This is a genomic window from Calidifontimicrobium sp. SYSU G02091 (assembly GCF_022631395.1).
GTDB classification, from domain to species: Bacteria; Pseudomonadota; Gammaproteobacteria; order Burkholderiales; family Burkholderiaceae_C; genus Calidifontimicrobium; species Calidifontimicrobium sediminis.
In genome coordinates, this window is sequence record NZ_JALBGB010000020.1 from 25,313 (window position 1) to 43,241 (window position 17,929).

Annotated in this window: 14 protein-coding genes and 1 tRNA gene; 7 read left to right on the plus strand and 8 right to left on the minus strand. The window is 70.8% G+C overall.

Annotated elements, in window-relative coordinates; genetic code table 11:
- Positions 1 to 37 precede the first annotated feature (37 nt).
- Complete coding sequence (locus MOJ79_RS12720; RefSeq protein WP_241924503.1) at positions 38 to 583, minus strand: GNAT family N-acetyltransferase; 546 nt, start codon at positions 581 to 583, stop codon at positions 38 to 40.
- A gap of 132 nt (positions 584 to 715) precedes the next feature.
- Between MOJ79_RS12720 and MOJ79_RS12725 the strand changes: the two genes are divergently transcribed.
- The gene (locus tag MOJ79_RS12725; protein WP_241924504.1) at positions 716 to 1,834 is read left to right on the plus strand and encodes an HD-GYP domain-containing protein; all 1,119 of its coding nucleotides are present in this window, start codon (positions 716 to 718) and stop codon (positions 1,832 to 1,834) included.
- A 62-nt stretch (positions 1,835 to 1,896) separates the two neighbouring features.
- The gene (locus tag MOJ79_RS12730) at positions 1,897 to 2,838 is read left to right on the plus strand and encodes an alpha/beta fold hydrolase (RefSeq protein WP_241924505.1); all 942 of its coding nucleotides are present in this window, start codon (positions 1,897 to 1,899) and stop codon (positions 2,836 to 2,838) included.
- 47 nt (positions 2,839 to 2,885) lie between these two features.
- On the opposite strand, the gene MOJ79_RS12735 is transcribed toward MOJ79_RS12730, so the two are convergent.
- From MOJ79_RS12735 to MOJ79_RS12760, 6 genes are all read right to left on the minus strand, one after another.
- Positions 2,886 to 3,545 (minus strand): 3'-5' exonuclease, encoded by a 660-nt coding sequence (locus tag MOJ79_RS12735; RefSeq protein WP_241924506.1) that lies wholly within the window; start codon positions 3,543 to 3,545, stop codon positions 2,886 to 2,888.
- Positions 3,542 to 5,434, minus strand: coding sequence for a DUF294 nucleotidyltransferase-like domain-containing protein (locus MOJ79_RS12740; RefSeq protein ID WP_241924507.1), 1,893 nt, complete (start codon positions 5,432 to 5,434; stop codon positions 3,542 to 3,544). Before MOJ79_RS12740 ends, MOJ79_RS12735 begins: the two co-directional genes overlap by 4 nt.
- A 68-nt stretch (positions 5,435 to 5,502) precedes the next feature.
- Positions 5,503 to 7,638 (minus strand): sodium:solute symporter family protein, encoded by a 2,136-nt coding sequence (locus MOJ79_RS12745; protein ID WP_241924508.1) that lies wholly within the window; start codon positions 7,636 to 7,638, stop codon positions 5,503 to 5,505.
- A gap of 1 nt (position 7,639) precedes the next feature.
- Positions 7,640 to 7,903 (minus strand): DUF4212 domain-containing protein, encoded by a 264-nt coding sequence (locus MOJ79_RS12750; protein WP_241924509.1) that lies wholly within the window; start codon positions 7,901 to 7,903, stop codon positions 7,640 to 7,642.
- An 84-nt stretch (positions 7,904 to 7,987) separates the two neighbouring features.
- A complete protein-coding gene (locus tag MOJ79_RS12755) occupies positions 7,988 to 8,560 on the minus strand; it encodes a tetratricopeptide repeat protein (RefSeq protein WP_241924510.1) in 573 nt (190 codons plus the stop codon).
- Positions 8,557 to 8,859: a hypothetical protein gene (locus tag MOJ79_RS12760; protein ID WP_241924511.1), complete on the minus strand. Its 303-nt coding sequence runs from the start codon at positions 8,857 to 8,859 to the stop codon at positions 8,557 to 8,559. The genes MOJ79_RS12755 and MOJ79_RS12760 overlap by 4 nt, the downstream gene beginning before the upstream one ends.
- Before the next feature lie 265 nt (positions 8,860 to 9,124).
- On the opposite strand from MOJ79_RS12760, the gene prfB reads away from it, so the two are divergent.
- The 5 genes from prfB to MOJ79_RS12785 all read left to right on the plus strand — a co-directional run bounded on the left by prfB (position 9,125) and on the right by MOJ79_RS12785 (position 17,010).
- Positions 9,125 to 10,229 (plus strand): peptide chain release factor 2 gene (gene prfB / locus MOJ79_RS12765; RefSeq protein WP_119292955.1). Its coding sequence is split into 2 segments (ribosomal slippage): positions 9,125 to 9,205 and positions 9,207 to 10,229, totalling 1,104 coding nucleotides; the frame shifts between segments, so codons are not numbered across the junction.
- A gap of 51 nt (positions 10,230 to 10,280) precedes the next feature.
- Positions 10,281 to 12,983, plus strand: a complete 2,703-nt coding sequence (gene pepN / locus MOJ79_RS12770; RefSeq protein ID WP_241924512.1) for an aminopeptidase N — start codon at positions 10,281 to 10,283, stop codon at positions 12,981 to 12,983.
- A 3-nt stretch (positions 12,984 to 12,986) separates the two neighbouring features.
- Positions 12,987 to 14,000: a class 1 fructose-bisphosphatase gene (locus MOJ79_RS12775; protein WP_119292951.1), complete on the plus strand. Its 1,014-nt coding sequence runs from the start codon at positions 12,987 to 12,989 to the stop codon at positions 13,998 to 14,000.
- Positions 14,001 to 14,029: 29 nt separating this feature from the next.
- A tRNA-Thr gene (locus MOJ79_RS12780) sits at positions 14,030 to 14,105 on the plus strand.
- 64 nt (positions 14,106 to 14,169) lie between these two features.
- Positions 14,170 to 17,010: a valine--tRNA ligase gene (locus MOJ79_RS12785; RefSeq protein ID WP_241924513.1), complete on the plus strand. Its 2,841-nt coding sequence runs from the start codon at positions 14,170 to 14,172 to the stop codon at positions 17,008 to 17,010.
- Here the strand turns inward: MOJ79_RS12785 and MOJ79_RS12790 are convergent.
- Positions 16,952 to 17,929: an NAD(P)-dependent oxidoreductase gene (locus tag MOJ79_RS12790; RefSeq protein WP_241924514.1), complete on the minus strand. Its 978-nt coding sequence runs from the start codon at positions 17,927 to 17,929 to the stop codon at positions 16,952 to 16,954. The genes MOJ79_RS12785 and MOJ79_RS12790 overlap by 59 nt on opposite strands.

Genomic DNA, 17,929 nt, shown 5'->3' on the forward strand with positions numbered 1-17,929 from the left:
GCTTAGGGCCGCGGCGCCGGCACGCCCATCGGCGCTGTCACCGATCGGCTGCAGCACCGGCCGTTGGGCGCGCGAACCGCTGCAGCGCCTCGCCGGTGACGCGGCAGATGCGCCAGTCGGGCAGCACGGTGGCGCCCATCGACTCGTAGAAGCCGATCGCCGGCGTGTTCCAGTCGAGCACGCTCCACTCGAAGCGGCCGCAGCCGCGCTCGACGGCCAGCGCGCCGAGCCGCTCGAGCAGCGCGCGGCCCAGCCCGCGGCCGCGGTGCGCCGGCTGCACGTACAGGTCTTCCAGGTACAGCCCGGGCTTGCCGAGAAAGGTCGAAAAGTTGGTGAAGAACAGCGCAAATCCGACGATCGGCGTGCCCGCCGCGCCGGCAGCGCCATCGACTTCGGCGACCAGGCATTCGGCCACCGGGCGCTCGCCGAACAGGTGCGGGTGCAGCGACGCGGGCGTGACCTGCAGCAGGTGCTCGAGGCGTTCGTAGGCGGCCAGCTCGGCGATCAGCGCGACGATCGCCTCGAGGTCGGCCGGCGTGGCGGCACGCAGCCGTGCCGGCGGCAGCGGGAAAGCAGCGTTCATCCCGGCATGGTAGCGGTGGGCCGCGCGGCCGCCGCTGGCCGTTCAAGTCCGGCCGCCGCTGGCCGAAACCCCCGGCAGCCGCGGCCCCGACGCCGCGGCACCGCAAACGAAGAAGGACTGTTGGGAACTGTCATGGCCTATGCCCCGCTGGCTGCGCTGCGCGACCGCATCACCGTCGGCGCCCCGCTGCCGTTCAACGTGCGCGACGCCGATGGCACGCTGCTGCTGGCGCGCGAGCAGGTGCTGCGCGACGAGCGCGAGCTCGACTCGCTGTTCGAGCGCGGCACGCTCGTCGACCTCGACGAGGTCTACACGCCGGCCGAACGCATCGCGACCGCGCCGCGCGAGGAGCTGCCCCGCCTGTGGGAGGAATGTTTCGACCGCGTCGACGACGTGCTGCGCCGCTGCGGGCACGCGCACTTCCGCGAGGCGCTCGACGACGCCAGCGCGCCGGTGGCCGCGCTCGTCGAGCGCGACCCCGACCTCGCGCTGTTCCAGGTGCTGCGCGCCGACGCCAACCCGCTCGTGCAGTACGGCGTCAACCACTCGATGCACACCGCGATCGTCTGCCGCCTCGTCGCCCAGCGGCTGGGCTGGGACGCCGACAGCACGCAGCGTGTGTTCAAGGCCGCGCTGACGATGAACGTCTCGATGCTCGAGCTGCAGGGCACGCTGGCGTTCCAGGGCACGCCGCCGACGCGCAGCCAGCGCGAGCAGATCCTGTCGCACCCGCTGCGCAGCGTCGAGATGCTGCGCCAGTCGGGCATCACCGACCGCGAGTGGCTCGACGCCGTGCTGCAGCACCACGAGACGCCCGACGGCGCCGGCTACCCGCAGGGCCTGACCGAGATCGGTGACCTCGCGCAGCTGATCCGCCGCGCCGACGTCTACACCGCCAAGCTCAGCCCGCGCGCCGGCCGCGAGGCGATCAGCGCCGACCGCGCGGGCCGCGAGATGTTCATGAGCGAGCCGGGTCACCCGATGGTCGCGGCGATGGTCAAGGAGTTCGGCCTGTACCCGCCGGGCTGCTTCGTGATGCTGGCCTCGGGCGAGATCGGCATGGTCGTCAAGCGCGGGCCGGCGGTGAACAACCCCGTCGTCGCGGTGATGACGACGGCCAAGGGCGAGCCCTGCCCCGAGCCGATCCGTCGCGACACGTCGTTCCCGGCCTACGCCGTGAAGTCGGTGCTGCCGGCGCGTCACCTGCCGGTGCGCGTGCAGCAGGAAGTGATGGCGCAGCTGCTCGTCTGACGCGCGCCGGCGCTGTCGCCGCGGCGGCAGCGCCGCGTACCGCGCTGGCCTACAGTGCGGCCATGACTGCCGCATCGTCGTTCGCGTCGTCCCCGCCTGCCGTCTACACGCCGCGCCGCCACGGCGTCTCGCGCCGCGTGCCGGTGCGCGGGCTCGACTACCACGTCACCGTGTGGGGCGAGCCCGACCCCGTGCGGCCGCCGCTGGTGCTGGTGCACGGGTGGATGGACGTCGGCGCGTCGTTCCAGTTCGTCGTCGATGCGCTGCACGAAGTCGAGGGCGTCGAGCGCCACGTGATCGCGCCCGACTGGCGCGGCTACGGCGGCACCGTGTCGCCGCCCGTCGACAGCTACTGGTTCCCCGACTACCTCGGCGACCTCGACGCGCTGCTCGACGCGCTGGCGCCCGCGCGCGCAGTCGACCTCGTCGGCCACAGCATGGGCGGCAACGTCGCGATGCTGTACGCGGGGGTGCGGCCGCAGCGCGTGCGCCGCCTCGTCAACCTCGAGGGCTTCGGGATGCCGGCGACGACGCCGGCGCAGGCGCCGGGCCGCTACGCGAAGTGGCTCGACGAGCTGAAGACGCCCGTCGAGCTGCGCAGCTACGACGACCTCGCCGCGGTCGCGGCGCGGCTGCTGAAGAACAACCCGCGGCTCACGCCCGACAAAGCGGCGTGGCTCGCGCCGCACTGGGCCGAGCGGCGCACCGACGGCCGCTGGCACCTGCGCGCCGACCCGGCGCACAAGCGCATCAACCCGATCCTGTACCGCGTCGACGAGGTGCTCGAGGTGTGGCGGCGCATCGAGGCGCCGGTGCTGTGGGTCGACGGCGACCTCACCGACACGACGGCGTGGTGGGGCCACCGCTACCCGCGCGACGAGTTCGAGGCGCGGCTCGCCGTGGTGCCGACGCTCGAGCGCCACCGCCTGTCGCCTTGCGGCCACATGCTGCACCACGACCAGCCGCTCGCGCTGGCGCGGCGCCTGGCGCAGTTCCTCGGCTGAGTAACCGTCTTCCGAGTCAAGCGGCCGAGCGCAGCGCGACGCTGCCCTCAGTGCGGCCCGATCCAGCGCCGGCTGTCGGCCAGCTTGCGCAGGTCGGCGAAACGCGGCGTCGGGCCGCACTCGCGCTGCACCGCCGGCCACAGCGCGATCAACAGCTCGGCGGTGGCCAGCGTGTCGGCGGCGGCCTGGTGGCGGCGCAGGCACGTGATGCCGAACACCGCCATCCACTCGTCGAGCGAGCGCGCGCGCACGTCGCGGCGCACGACGGCGGCCAACGGTTCGAGGTCGAGCCACGGGTTGGGCGCCACGCGGCCGAGCACGGCGCGTGACGCGCGACCGATCATCGCGCGGTCGAACTCGGCGTGGAAGCCCAGCAGCGGCGAACGGGCGACGTAGCGCTCGAAGTCGGCCAGCGCGACGGCCGCATCGACCCCGGCGCGCTGCTCGCCGACGCCGATGCCGTGCAGTAGGATGTTGGCGCGGTCGATCGCAGCCGGCTCGCCGGCTGCGGCGTCCTGGCGCAGCACGACCTCGAAGCTATCGTGCAGGTCGATCACGGGCTGCGGCGTGAAGCGCACCGCGATCGCCGCGATCGCGAGCAGGCGGTCGCGCGTGACGTCGAGCCCCGTCGTCTCGACGTCGACGACGACCCAGCGCGCCTCGTCGACCTCGGGCGCACCGCCGAACCAGCGCTGCAGCAGGCTCATCGCTGGTAGTCCAGTTCCATGCGCTGCTGCAGCATGCGGCCGACGCGGAACACCTCCTTCAGCACGCGGCGGTCGATGTCGCTGAGCTGCCCCAGGTCGACGAGGTTGGGGTTGTCGGCGTCGCCGCCGTCGTGGCCGTCGGCACGCTCGATCTGCACGCGCAGGCGCAGCATCTGCAGGAACTCGAACGCCTCGGCCCAGGTGCGCGCCTCCTGCGCGTCGACCTTCATCGGCGCCGCGGCGGCTTCGAAGCGCGCGCGCGTGCCCACCGCGCCGATGCCGTGCGCGAGCGCGTACAGCCGCGCCGCGTCGACGAAGGGCATCGTGCCGTTGAGCTTGAGGTCGAGCCAGCGGTGGCCGTCGCGGTCGCGCGTCTCGATCGCGCCGCGCCAGTTCAGCGGCACGCGGTTGCGCAGCGCGTTCTCGGCCATCTGCTTCATGAAGCGCGGCGTGTTCGCGGTGGCAGCGAGGACGCGCTCGCGCAGCGGCTCGGCCAGCGACTCGCGACCGGCGACGGCGCGGAAGTCGAAGTAGATGCTCGCGTTGAGCAGGTCGGTCGGCGAGCCGTGGTCGACCCAGTGCGCGAAGCGCGCGAACCACTCGTCGGCCGCCAGGCAGCACTGCGGGTTGCTCGCCATCACGTTGCCCTTGCACAGCGGGTAGCCGCAGGCATCGAGCGCCTCGTTGACCTCGCGCGCGAACGCGAGCCACGCCGGGCGGTCGCGCTCGGGGTCGTCGCTGACGAAGATCAGGCCGTTGTCCTGGTCGGTGGCGATGGTCTGCTCGCCGCGGCCCTCGGAGCCGAACGCCAGCCAGCACGCGCGCTGCAGGTCCAGGCCGTGGCGCGCGGCCGTCAGCTCGACGAGGCGCTGCGCGACGAGGTCGTTCAGGTGGCTGATCAGCTCGGTGAGCTGGCGCGCGCCGACGCCCTGGCCGAGCAGGTTGCGCGCCAGCCGGCGGATGTCGGCGGCCACCGCGGCCAGCGTCGGCACGTCGGCCGCGACGCGGATCGCGCCGCCGACCTGCTTGACCGAGAGCTTCTGCATCGCGAACAGGTCGCGCTCCGAGACGATGCCGACGACGCGCCCGCCGTCGGTGACCGGCACGTGGCGCAGCCCGTGGCGCGACATCAGCAGCGCGGCGTCCTGCGCGGTGTGCTGCGCCGTCAGCGTCAGCACCGGCTGCGACATGACTTGCGCGATCGGCGTCGACAGCGGCACCTGCGGCAGCGTGACACGGCCGAGCAGGTCGTGGCGCGTCAGGATGCCCAGCGGTGCGCCGGCGTCGTCGGTCACCAGCATCGAGCCGATGCGCTTGTCATGCATCAGCTGCAGCGCCTGCGCCAGCGGCGTGGCCGGCGGCACCGTCACCGGCTGCTGGCGCGCGATCCGTCCCAGCGGCGTCTCGAGCGACTGCTCGGCCAGCGTCTGCGACGAGAAGCTCGACTGCAGCGCACGGCGCGACATCTCGAGGAACTTCATCATCCTCGCGTTGAGGAAGTCGGCCAGCGGCGCCGACTCGGCGGCCAGCGCGCGCAGCGCCTGCGCCGGCACGCGCAGGCAGAAGCAGTCGCCGTCGGCGGTATAGATCGAGGTCACCGCGCGCTGGTTGAGCGCGGCACCGACGGGGAACAGGTCGGCGGCCTCGATCTGGAAGCTCAGCGTGCCGTCGCCACGACGCCGCCCGGTGACGGCGCCGCGGCGCACCCACCACACGTGCTGCACGACGCCGTCGTCGGGCGAGATCACCTTCTCGTCGGGCGCGAAGTAGACCTGTTCGGCCGCCGCGACGAAGCGCTCGACGTGCGCCGGCGCCATCTGCGCGAACGGGGGGTGCTGTGCCAGTTCGGCGGCCAGCTCGGCGATCAGGCTGCGGGAGGGCGTGTTCATGTCGACAGCATAAAAAAACCGGGACCCTCGCGGGCCCCGGTTGGATCAACAAACCGACGGATCGGGCGTCAGGCCTTGGCCGGCTTCAGGTCGGGGTAGCGCACGTGCTCGACGAGCTCCTGCGTCTCCCGCTTCGGCGCCGGCGTCAGCAGGCTGACGATGATGATCACCGCGAAGCCCAGCGGCACGCCGAACACGCCCGCCGAGATCGGCGAGATCGCCCACCAGGTGTTGTCGGCGATCGACGACGTGACACCGAAGACGCCGCGCAGCCAGGGCTGGGTCGTGGCCATGTAGTAGAAGGTCACACCCACACCCGCCAGCATGCCCAGCGTCGCGCCCCACTTCGTCGCGCGCTTCCAGAAGATGCCGAGCACCAGCGCCGGGAAGAAGCCCGCCGCGGCCAGCGAGAACGCCGCCGACACCAGGAACAGGATGTCCGCGGGCTTCTGCGACGCAACCCAGGCGGCGAGCAGCGCGACGACCAGCAGCAGCGCCTTCGACACCGCGACGCGACGCGCCGTCGTGGCGTTCGGGTCGAGCATCTTGTAGTACAGGTCGTGCGACAGCGCGTTGGCGATCGTCAGCAGCAGACCGTCGGCGGTCGACAGCGCTGCGGCCAGGCCGCCGGCGGCCACCATGCCCGAGATCACGTACGGCAGGCCCGCGATCTCCGGCGTGGCCAGCACGATGATGTCGCCGCCGATCCTCATCTCGCCGAGCTGGAAGATGCCGTCGCCGTTGACGTCGGACACCTGCAGCAGCGTCGGGTCGACGCGCTGCCAATTGGCGATCCACGCCGGCAGTTCGCTGAACGGGGTGCCCACCAGCACGTTGAACACCTCGTACTTGACGAGCACCGCGAGTGCCGGCGCCGTGAAGTACAGCAGGAAGATGAAGAACAGGCTCCACGTCACCGAGCGGCGCGCTTCACGCACCGACGGCGTCGTGTAGTAGCGCATCAGGATGTGCGGCAGCGCGGCGGTGCCCACCATCAGGCAGAACACCAGCGCCAGGAAGTTGCGCCGCGACTCGTTGAACGCCTTCTGCGCCGCGGCGTCGCCGTTCGGGTCGCCGGCGAACTGCTGCGCGTGGCGCGGCATGCCGGCCAGCGGCTTGGCCCGCGCATCGGCGGCGGCCTTGTCGGCGGTCCACTTCTTCTTGGCCGCCTCGGCATCGGCCGGCAGCGCCTTCAGCGCTGCTTCCGTCGCCTGGATGTCAGCCTGCGCGCCGTTGGTCGAGCGCAGTTCCTCGAGCTTGGTCTGCAGCGCCTGGCGTTCGGCCGCGAGCGCCGCCGCCGGGTCCTTCAGCTTCTCGGCCAGCGCGTCGGAACGTGCCTTGAACGCGGCGATGACCGACTGCTCCTTCGGATCGGCGATCAGCTGGGCCTCGCGCTCGGTGACCTTCTGCAACTGGTAGCCGTAGACGGCCTGCGGCACCGGCACGCCGGTCTGCTTGACCGACAGCCACACCACCGGGATCAGGTAGGCGATGATCAGGATGATGTACTGCGCCACCTGCGTCCACGTGACGGCGCGCATCCCGCCGAGGAACGAACACACCAGGATACCGCCGAGGCCGACGAACACGCCGATCTCGAACGCCAGCCCCGACAGCCGTGCCGTGATCAGGCCCACGCCGTAGATCTGCGCGACGACGTAGACGAACGAGCACAGGATCGCGATCAGGATGCCGACGAAGCGCGGCAGGTTGCCCTCGTAGCGCGCACCGAGGAAGTCGGGGATCGTGAACTGGCCGAACTTGCGCAGGTACGGCGCGAGGAACAGCGCGACCAGGCAGTAGCCGCCGGTCCAGCCCATGATGAAGGCCAGGCCGCCGTAGCCGGTCAGGTACAGCGTGCCGGCCATGCCGATGAACGACGCCGCGCTCATCCAGTCGGCGCCCACCGCCATGCCGTTGTAGACCGCGGGCACGCGCCGGCCGGCGACGTAGTACTCGGCCGCGTCGGTCGTGCGGCTCATGATGCCGATGCCGGCGTACAGCAGCACGGTCGCGAGCAGGAAGATCAGGCCGATCCACGTGCGCGGCAGCCCCATCTGCTCGAGCACCGCAAGCACGAGGATGAAGGCAAGGAAGCCGCCGGTGTACCAGCCGTAGACCTTGTTCAGTTGCTTCTGGAAGGCCTTGTTGGAGCTGGCGCTGAACACGCCACCACCACCGGCCTCGGGAGTCATTCCAGCCATGTTAGTCCTCCTCGGCCTCGGCCACGCCGTATTCGCGGTCGAGGTTGTTCATGTAACGGGCATAGACGCCGATGATGACGACGTAGACGATCAGCGCGCCCTGGGCACCGACCCAGAAGCTGAACGGCCATCCGAAGAAGGTGAAGTTGAGGTCGCGGGCGTAGTAGCCCACGACGAACGTCACCACGAACCAGATGGCCAGAAGAATCGAGGTGATCCTCAGATTCTTCGACCAGTACTGGCGGTGCCTCTCGGTCAGTTGCATCGCATTGCCTCCAACGTTGCCAAACCTCCGGACGGTCCGGAGCCCCTTCTCACACCCTCGCCGTGCCGGCGTGCCGCGCTGCCGTCACGGCGCCAACCCGGTCTCGCGCTGCAGCTGCGACGCCACCTGCGGCTCGAAGCCCTGCAGGTGGCGGATGATCTTGCGCGCCTCGTCGGCGTCGTGCCGGTCGGCGTAGACGCGCGCGAGCTGGTACCAGCCGTACGGGCTCATCGGCTGCAGCTCGGTGTTGCGCTTGAGCGCGGCGATCGCCTCGTCGACGCGGTCGAGCCGGATCAGCACCAGCCCGAGGCCGTACCAGGCCCGGTCGAGTTTCGGGTCGAGCTCGAGCGCGCGGCGGAACGCCGGCTCGGCCTCGGCCGAGCGGCCGGCACCCTCGAGCAAGAACGCGAGGTTGAACCAGTCGGCGGCACTGCGCGTCGGGTGACGCGACGTCAGACGCTGCGCGTCGCGGATCGCCTCGTCGCGCCGTCCGAGCTGCGACAGCACGTGCGCGCGGCTGGCCAGCGCGTAGGCGTCGTCGGGCCGCAGTTCGAGCATCTCGCCGAAGGTGGCCGCCGCCGCCTCGAGCCGGCCCAGCAGCAGCCACAGCAACGCGCGCAGCTTCAGGCGCCAGTAGTCGAAGCGGTCGTCGCTCATCGCCGGCAATCGGTGTAGCCCATCTGCACGCACGTCAGGTAGCCGCGCTCGGCGAAGACGACGAAGCTCGCCAGCAGCAGCAACGCGAACGTGATGATCGGCACGTGCTCGTCGGCCACCTTGGCCGGCGTCAGCGTGCGCACGACGAACGTGAACGGACGCGCGACGAGCCGCAGCGTCGTGTAGAAGAAATTCGTCTCGCGCCGCGTACCCGCGAGCACGTACAGCACCCCCTGGCCGAGCAGCGCCAGCATCGGGATGTACAGGACGACTTGCAGGATGTTGAGGAACTCGAGCATCGCGTCGCCGGTGTCTGCCAGCGGGTCGCCCGGGGTGGGCGGCCCGTGCCGGACACGGCCGTTGTGTTGGGGGCGAATGGTGTGCGGGCGGCGCTTACCGATTTCTGACAGTGACAGGGGGGCTTCTCGCTATCCTCCTTCGGACTTACCCCTAGGACGGCGCGAACGTTCGCGGCATGGCGATCGACGGCCGCATCGGCCGTTGACGCCGAGGCCCGGCACCCGGCGTGACAGAATCCGAATCCAATTTCCAGCGAACCGGACGATGGACAACGAACAGATCAACGCGATCGGCACGCTGCTGGCCGATCTGAGCGAACGCACCGAGCAGCTTCGGGGGTATCTTTGACTACGAGCGCAAGGCCCTGCGGCTGAAGGAAGTCAACGCCGCGCTCGAGAACCCCGCGATCTGGAACGAGCCCAAGCGCGCGCAGGAGCTCGGCCGCGAGAAGAAGTCGCTCGAGACCGTGGTCGAGACGATCGACCACCTGACGCGCAACCTCGCCGACAGCCGCGAGCTCTACGAAATGAGCAAGGCCGAGGGCGACGAGGACGCGCTGGCGTCGATCGCCGCCGACGCCGAGAAGCTGCGCGAGCAGATCGAGGCGCTCGAGTTCCGCCGCATGTTCAACAACCCGGCGGACCCCGGCAACTGCTTCATCGACATCCAGGCCGGCGCCGGCGGCACCGAGGCGATGGACTGGGCGCAGATGCTGCTGCGCCAGTACCTGAAGTACTGCGAGCGCAAGGGCTTCAAGGCCGAGGTGCTCGAGGAGACGCCGGGCGACGTGGCCGGCATCCGCAGCGCGACGATCAAGGTCGAGGGCGACTACGCCTACGGCCACCTGCGCACCGAGACCGGCGTGCACCGGCTGGTGCGCAAGAGCCCGTTCGACAGCGCGGGCGGGCGCCACACCAGCTTCGCGAGCCTGTTCGTCTACCCCGAGGTCGACGACACGATCGAAATCGAGATCAACCCGGCCGACGTGCGCGTCGACACGTTCCGCGCCAGCGGCGCCGGCGGCCAGCACATCAACAAGACCGACTCGGCGGTGCGGCTGACGCACATCCCCACCGGCATCGTCGTGCAGTGCCAGAACAGCCGCAGCCAGCACAGCAACCGCGACGAGGCCTGGCGCGTGCTGCGCAGCCGCCTGTACGAGCACGAGATGCGCAAGCAGCGCGAGGCGCAGCAGAAGCTCGAGGACAGCAAGACCGACGTCGGCTGGGGTCACCAGATCCGCAGCTACGTGCTCGACCAGAGCCGCATCAAGGACCTGCGCACCGGCGTCGAGATCAGCAACACGCAGAAGGTGCTCGACGGCGACCTCGACCCCTTCATCACCGCCAGCCTGAAGCAGGGCCTGTGACGGCCGCGCGCCGTCCGCCGCCTGCCTCCCCCACGAGAAGAAGCCACGACCATGCGTGAAGGCCCCGCCACCGTCGTGCGGCGCGAAGACTATGCGCCGCCTCCGTACCGCATCCGCGAGGTCGAACTGACCTTCGACCTCGACGCCGCCAAGACGCTGGTGTCCAGCCGGCTCGTGATCGAGCGCGACCCCGGCGCGCCGCCGCAGCCGCTGAAGCTGCACGGCGAGGAGCTCAACCTGCTGCGCGTCCTCGCCGACGGCGACAGCGTCAGCTTCCGGCACGAGGACGGGCAGCTCGTGATCGACGCGCCGCCGGCCGGCGCGCGCTTCACGCTCGAGATCCGCAACACGATCGCGCCCGACAAGAACACGCAGCTGTCGGGGCTGTACGCGTCGGGCGGCGGGCTGTTCACGCAGTGCGAGGCCGAGGGCTTCCGCCGCATCACGTACTTCCTCGACCGTCCCGACGTGATGGCGGTCTACACGGTGACGCTGCGCGCCGACAAGGCGAAGTACCCGGTGCTGCTGGCCAACGGCAACCTCGTCGAGCACGGCGACCTCGACGGCGGGCGCCACTTCGCGACCTGGCACGACCCGTTCCCGAAGCCGAGCTACCTGTTCGCACTGGTGGCTGCCGACCTCGTCGCGCGCGAGCAGAAGATCGCGAGCCGCGCAGGTCGCGAGCACCTGCTGCAGATCTACGTCCGGCGCGGCGACCTCGACAAGACCGAGCACGCGATGCGCTCGCTCGTCGCCGCGGTGGCGTGGGACGAGGCGCGTTTCGGGCTGCCGCTGGACCTCGACCGCTTCATGGTCGTCGCCGTCGAGGACTTCAACATGGGCGCGATGGAGAACAAGGGGTTGAACATCTTCAACACCAAGTTCGTCCTCGCGAGCCCTGCGACCGCGACCGACGACGACTTCGCCGCGATCGAGGGTGTCGTCGGCCACGAGTACTTCCACAACTGGACCGGCAACCGCGTCACGTGCCGCGACTGGTTCCAGCTCTCGCTCAAGGAAGGGCTCACGGTCTACCGCGACCAGGAGTTCAGCGCCGACATGGCCGGCGACGCGTCACCACCGTACTTCGGCGCGCCGTCGCCGGCCACGCGCGCCGTCAAGCGCATCGCCGACGTGCGCCAGCTGCGCCAGCTGCAGTTCCCCGAGGACGCGGGCCCGATGGCGCACCCGGTGCGCCCGGACAGCTACCTCGAGATCAACAACTTCTACACCGCCACCGTCTACGAGAAGGGCGCCGAGGTCGTGCGCATGATGGCCACGCTCGTCGGGCGTGACGGCTTCGCGCGCGGCATGACGCTGTACTTCCAGCGCCACGACAGCCAGGCCGTGACCTGCGACGACTTCGCGCAGGCCATCGCCGACGCCAACCCCGGCAGCGAGCTGGCCACGCGGCTCGACGCCTTCAAGCGCTGGTACAGCCAGGCCGGCACGCCGCGCGTGACGGCGCGCGGCACGCACGACGCCGACGCGCGCACCTACACGCTCACGCTCGAGCAGCACTGCCCGCCCTCGCCCGGCCAGCCGGTCAAGCAGCCGTTCGTGATCCCGGTGGCCGCGGGCCTCGTCGGCCGCGACGGCCGCGCGGTGCCGCTGCGGCTGACCCCCGACGGCGACGCCGCCGACGAGCGGCTGCTCGTGCTCGACCGGCCGAGCGCGACGTGGACCTTCCACGGCGTCGAGCGCGAGCCGGTGCCGTCGCTGCTGCGCGGCTTCTCGGCACCGGTCATCCTCGACGACGGCCTCGACGACGCCGCGCTGCTCGTGCTGCTCGCGCACGACCCCGACCCGTTCAACCGCTGGGAAGCCGGACAGCGCCTGGCGCTGGCGCGCATGCAGCGCGCGCTGGCGGCGCACGCGCTGCCGCACCTCGACGACGCCTTCGTCGACGCGATGCGCCACGTGCTGCGCCACCCGCAGCTCGCGCCCGCGTTCAAGGAACTCGTGCTGACGCTGCCCAGCGAGGCCTACGTCGCCGAGACGCTCGCCGAAGTCGACCCGCAGCGCCTGCACGCGGTGCGCGAGGGTATGCGCGCGCAGCTGGCCACGCGGCTGCACGCCGACTGGGTCTGGGCCTGGGAGACGCACCAGGTGCGCGAGGGCTACCGCCCCGACATGGCGCAGTCCGGCGCGCGCGCGCTGGCCAACCTGGCGCTGTCGATGCTGTGCCTGCACGCCGTCGAGGTCGGCGACCCGGTGTGGCCCGGCCGCGCGTACCAGCGCGTCAAGGACGCCGGCAACATGACCGAGCGGCTGGGCGCGCTGCGCGCGCTCGTGCACGCGCACGCCGAGCTCGCGCAGCCCGCGCTCGAGCGCTTCCACGCGATGTTCCGCGGCGAGGCGCTGGTGATCGACAAGTGGTTCGCGCTGCAGGCTGGCGCGCCCGAGCGCGACGGCGCCGTGTTCACGCGCGTCAAGGCGCTGCTCGCGCACCCCGACTTCACGCTCGCCAACCCCAACCGCGCGCGCAGCCTGCTGCACATGTTCTGCCAGCACAACGCCGCCGGTGTGCACCGCGCCGACGGCGCCGGCGTGCGCTTCTGGGCCGAGCGCCTGCTCGAGCTCGACGCGAAGAACCCGCAGCTCGCGTCGCGGCTGGCGCGCGCGATGGACCGCTGGCGCCACCTGGCCGAACCGTACCGCAGCCTCGCGCGCGACGCCATCGCCAGCGTCGCCGCGCGGCCGACATTGAGCAACGACGTGCGCGAGATCGTCACGCGCGCGCTGGAGGACTGAACGATGAACAAGCGGCGCATCAGCCTGACGCAGTACCTGGTCGAACAGCAGCGCGAGCACGGGCAGATCTCGGCACAGCTGCGCCTGCTGATCGAGGTCGTCGCGCGCGCGTGCAAGCGCATCGCGATCGCCGTCAACAAGGGCGAGCTCGGCGACGTGCTCGGCAGCACCGAACTGAGCAACGTGCAGGGCGAGATCGTCAAGAAGCTCGACCTGATCGCCAACGAGGTGCTGATCGAGGCCAACGACTGGGGCGGCCACCTCGCGGCGATGGCCAGCGAGGAGATGGACAGCATCCACGTCGTGCCCGACCGCTACCCGCAGGGCGAGTACCTGCTGCTGTTCGACCCGCTCGACGGCTCGAGCAACATCGACGTCAACGTCAGCATCGGCACGATCTTCAGCGTGCTGCGCAAGGTCGGCCACACGCGCGGCGTCAGCGAGGAGGACTTCCTGCAGCCGGGCAAGCAGCAGGCCGCGGCCGGCTACTGCGTCTACGGGCCGCAGACGACGCTGGTGCTGACGGTCGGCGACGGCGTGGCGATGTTCACGCTCGACCGCGAACAGGGCTCGTGGGTGCTGACGCACGACAAGGTGCGCATCCCCGAGGACACCAAGGAGTTCGCGATCAACATGAGCAACATGCGCCACTGGGCGCCGCCGGTGAAGCGCTACATCGACGAGTGCCTGGCGGGCAAGGACGGCCCGCGCGGCAAGGACTTCAACATGCGCTGGGTCGCGAGCATGGTCGCCGACGTGCACCGCATCATGAGCCGCGGCGGCATCTTCCTGTACCCGTGGGACAAGCGCGAGCCCGACAAGCCGGGCAAGCTGCGCCTGATGTACGAAGCCAACCCGATGGCCTTCCTCGTCGAGCAGGCCGGCGGCATGGCGACCAACGGCCACCAGCGCATCCTCGATCTGCAGCCGACCAAGCTGCACGAGCGCGTCAGCGTGATCCTCGGCTCGAAGAACGAGGTGCAGCGCGTCACCGACTACCACCGCGAGGCGAGCTGATCCGCTCTTGCCTATAATTCGCGGTTCGCGCCGGTGTAGCTCAGCTGGTAGAGCAGCGCATTCGTAATGCGAAGGTCGGGAGTTCGAATCTCTTCACCGGCACCATGATCCCGAGGCCCGGCCCCAGCGCCGGGCCTTTTCTTTGGGTTTGCCAACGTCGTTCCGCCCCATGAGCGAACTCGCCAAGTCCTTCGAACCGGCCGCGATCGAGGCGCGCTGGAGCGCGGCGTGGGAACGCGCCGGCATCGGCGCCCCGACGCTCGACCCCGCGAAGCCGTCGTTTTGCATCCAGCTGCCGCCACCCAACGTCACCGGCACGCTGCACATGGGCCACGCGTTCAACCAGACGATCATGGACGCGCTGACGCGCTACCACCGCATGCGCGGCTTCAACACGCTGTGGCTGCCGGGCACCGACCACGCCGGCATCGCGACGCAGATCGTCGTCGAGCGCCAGCTGCAGGAGGTCGGCATCAGCCGCCACGACATCGGCCGCGACGCGTTCCTCAAGCACGTGTGGGAGTGGAAGCAGCGCAGCGGCTCGACGATCACGAACCAGATGCGCCGCCTCGGCGACAGCGTCGACTGGTCGCGCGAGTACTTCACGATGGACGACCGGCTGTCGAAGGTCGTCACCGAGACCTTCGTGCGCCTGTACGAGGAGGGGCTGATCTACCGCGGCAAGCGCCTCGTCAACTGGGACCCGGTGCTGATGTCGGCCGTCTCCGACCTCGAGGTCGAGAGCGAGGAGGAAGACGGCTTCCTGTGGCACATCCGCTACCCCCTCGCCGACGGCAGCGGCTCGCTCGTGGTCGCGACGACGCGCCCCGAGACGATGCTCGGCGACACCGCGGTCATGGTCCACCCTGACGACGAGCGCTACCGCGCCTTCGTCGGCAAGACGGTGCGCCTGCCGCTGTGTGACCGCGAGATCCCGGTCATCGCCGACGACTACGTCGACCGCGAGTTCGGCACCGGCGTCGTCAAGGTCACGCCGGCGCACGACGTCAACGACTACGCCGTCGGCCAGCGCCACGGGCTGCCGATCATCGGCATCCTGTCGCTCGACGCGAAGATCAACGACCACGCACCGGCGCCGTACCGCGGGCTGGACCGCTTCGCCGCGCGCAAGCGCGTCGTGGCCGACCTCGACGCGCTCGGCCTGCTCGTCGAGACCAAGAAGCACAAGCTGATGGTGCCGCGCTGCGCGCGCACCGGGCAGATCGTCGAGCCGATGCTGACCGACCAGTGGTTCGTCGCGATGACCAAGCCCGGCGCCGGCGGCAAGAGCATCGCGCAGCAGGCGATCGACGCGGTGGCCAGCGGCGAGGTCAGATTCGTGCCCGAGCAGTGGGTCAACACCTACAACCAGTGGATGCACAACATCCAGGACTGGTGCATCTCGCGCCAGCTGTGGTGGGGTCACCAGATCCCGGCGTGGTACGGCATCGACGGCCAGGTCTACGTCGCGCGCGACGAGGCCGAGGCGCGTGCGAAGGCCACCGCCGACGGCTACGCCGGCCCGCTGCAGCGCGACCCCGACGTGCTCGACACCTGGTACTCGTCGGCGCTGGTGCCGTTCTCGACGCTGGGCTGGCCGGCGAAGACCGTCGAGCAGGACCTGTTCCTGCCGTCGACGGTGCTCGTCACCGGCTTCGACATCATCTTCTTCTGGGTCGCCCGGATGATCATGATGACGGTGCACTTCACCGGCAAGGTGCCGTTCCGCCACGTCTACATCCACGGCCTCGTGCGCGACGCGCAGGGCCGCAAGATGAGCAAGAGCGAAGGCAACGTGCTCGACCCGGTCGACCTGATCGACGGCATCGCGCTCGAGCCGCTGCTGGCCAAGCGCACCACGGGGCTTCGCCGTCCCGAGACGGCGCCGAAGGTGCGCGAGGCGACGAAGAAGGAGTTCCCCGACGGCATCCCGGCCTTCGGTGCCGACGCGCTGCGCTTCACGATGGCCAGCTACGCGACGCTCGGGCGCAACGTCAACTTCGACACCAAGCGCTGCGAGGGCTACCGCAACTTCTGCAACAAGCTCTGGAACGCGACGCGCTTCGTGCTGATGCAGGTGCAGGGGCTCACCGACGTCGAGCGCGGCATCGTCGAGTGCGCCGGCGACTGCGGCCCCGACGCGACGCTGCACTTCTCCCCCGCCGACAAGTGGATCGTCAACGAGCTGCAGCGCGTCGAGGCCGCGGTGGCGCAGGGCTTCGCCGACTACCGGCTCGACAACGTCGCCAACGCGATCTACGCGTTCGTGTGGGACGAGTACTGCGACTGGTACCTCGAGATCGCGAAGGTGCAGCTGGGCCGCGGCACGCCCGCGCAGCAGCGCGCGACGCGCCGCACGCTGCTGCGCGTGCTCGAGGCTGTATTGCGGCTGCTGCACCCGCTGACGCCCTTCATCACGGCCGAGCTGTGGGAGCAGGTCGCGCCGGCGGCCGGCCGCGCGCGCGAAGGCGGCGTGGCGCTGGCGCCGTATCCGCAGGCCGACCTGTCGCGCATCGACGCCGACGCCGACGCGTGGATCGCGCGGCTGAAGGCGATCGCAGGCACCTGCCGCGCGCTGCGCAGCGAGATGGGGCTGTCACCGGCCGAGCGCGTGCCGCTGCTCGTGCACGCCGGCACCGCCGACGCCGGCTTCGTCAACGACGCTTCTGCGGTGCTCGCCGCGCTGGCGCGGCTGGCCGAGGTGCGCGTGATCGCCGACGAGGCCGCGTTCGCGCAGGCCACCGCGGCGGCGCCGGTGTCTGTCGTCGGCGACCTGCGCATCGCACTGCACGTCGAGGTCGACGTCGAGGCCGAGCGCGCGCGCCTGGCCAAGGAGATCGCGCGGCTCGAGGGCGAGATCGCGAAGGCGCAGGCCAAGCTCGGCAACGCGAGCTTCGTCGAGCGCGCCCCGGCGGCGGTCGTCGAGCAGGAGCGCCAGCGTCTGGCAGCCTTCACGCAGACGCTGAATCGTCTGCGAGATCAAGCGGCGCGCTTGGGACCGTCGGCCTGAAACCCGGCGGCGCCGGCGGCTGCTCGCCGAGCAGTTCGTCGATGCGCCGCGCCACCGTCCACGCGCTGCGCCGGCGCGACTCGCGCGTGATGCCGGCCAGCCGCGGTGTCACCTGCAGCGTCTCGATGCCATACAGCGGCCGCCCCGGCTCGAGCGTGCCGGGCTCGACGCTGTCGAGCCACGCCGCAGCCATGCGCCCGCTGTGCAGCGCGTCGGCCAGGCTCGCCTCGTCGAACAGGCTCGAGCGCGACAGGCTGACCAGCACCTGGTCGGGTTTGGCATAAGGCAGCACGCGCTCGCCGAGCAGGCCGCGGTAGCGCGTGAAGTACGGCAGCATCACGCACACCGCGTCACTGAGCTCGATCAGTTCGCGCAGCGGCAGCGGCAGCACGCCCCAGCGGCTCCATAGCGCGTCGGTGGCGTGCACCGCCGGGTCGTAGCCGACCACGCGCGAGCCGAACGCGCCCAGCAGCGGCACGAGCGCCGGCGTCGCCGCGCCGAGCCCGACGAGGCCCACCGTGACGCCGCCGAGTTCGCGCCCGACCTGTGCGCCGTCCTCGGTCACGACCGGCACGCGGCGCAGCAGCGACAGCAGCGCGCCGATCACGAACTCGGCCTCGGCCGGCGCGCTGGCCGCCGCGGCGCGCACGACCTCGACACCCATGCGCTGGCACGCCGTCGTGTCGATCATCTCGACGCCATGGCCGACGACGCCCACCGCGCGCAGCGCCGGCGCCTGGTGCAGCAGCGATGCATCGAGCGGCAGCGACGGGGGCGCGATCAGCGCACGCACGTTGTACAGCGCGTGCCGCAGCGCGCGCGGCTCGCGCGCGAGCTCGGGCGCGAAGTGCACCGCGTGGCGCTGGTGCAGCCACTGCAGCACCTGGGCGTCGATCGGCTCGACGATCAGGACGTCCAT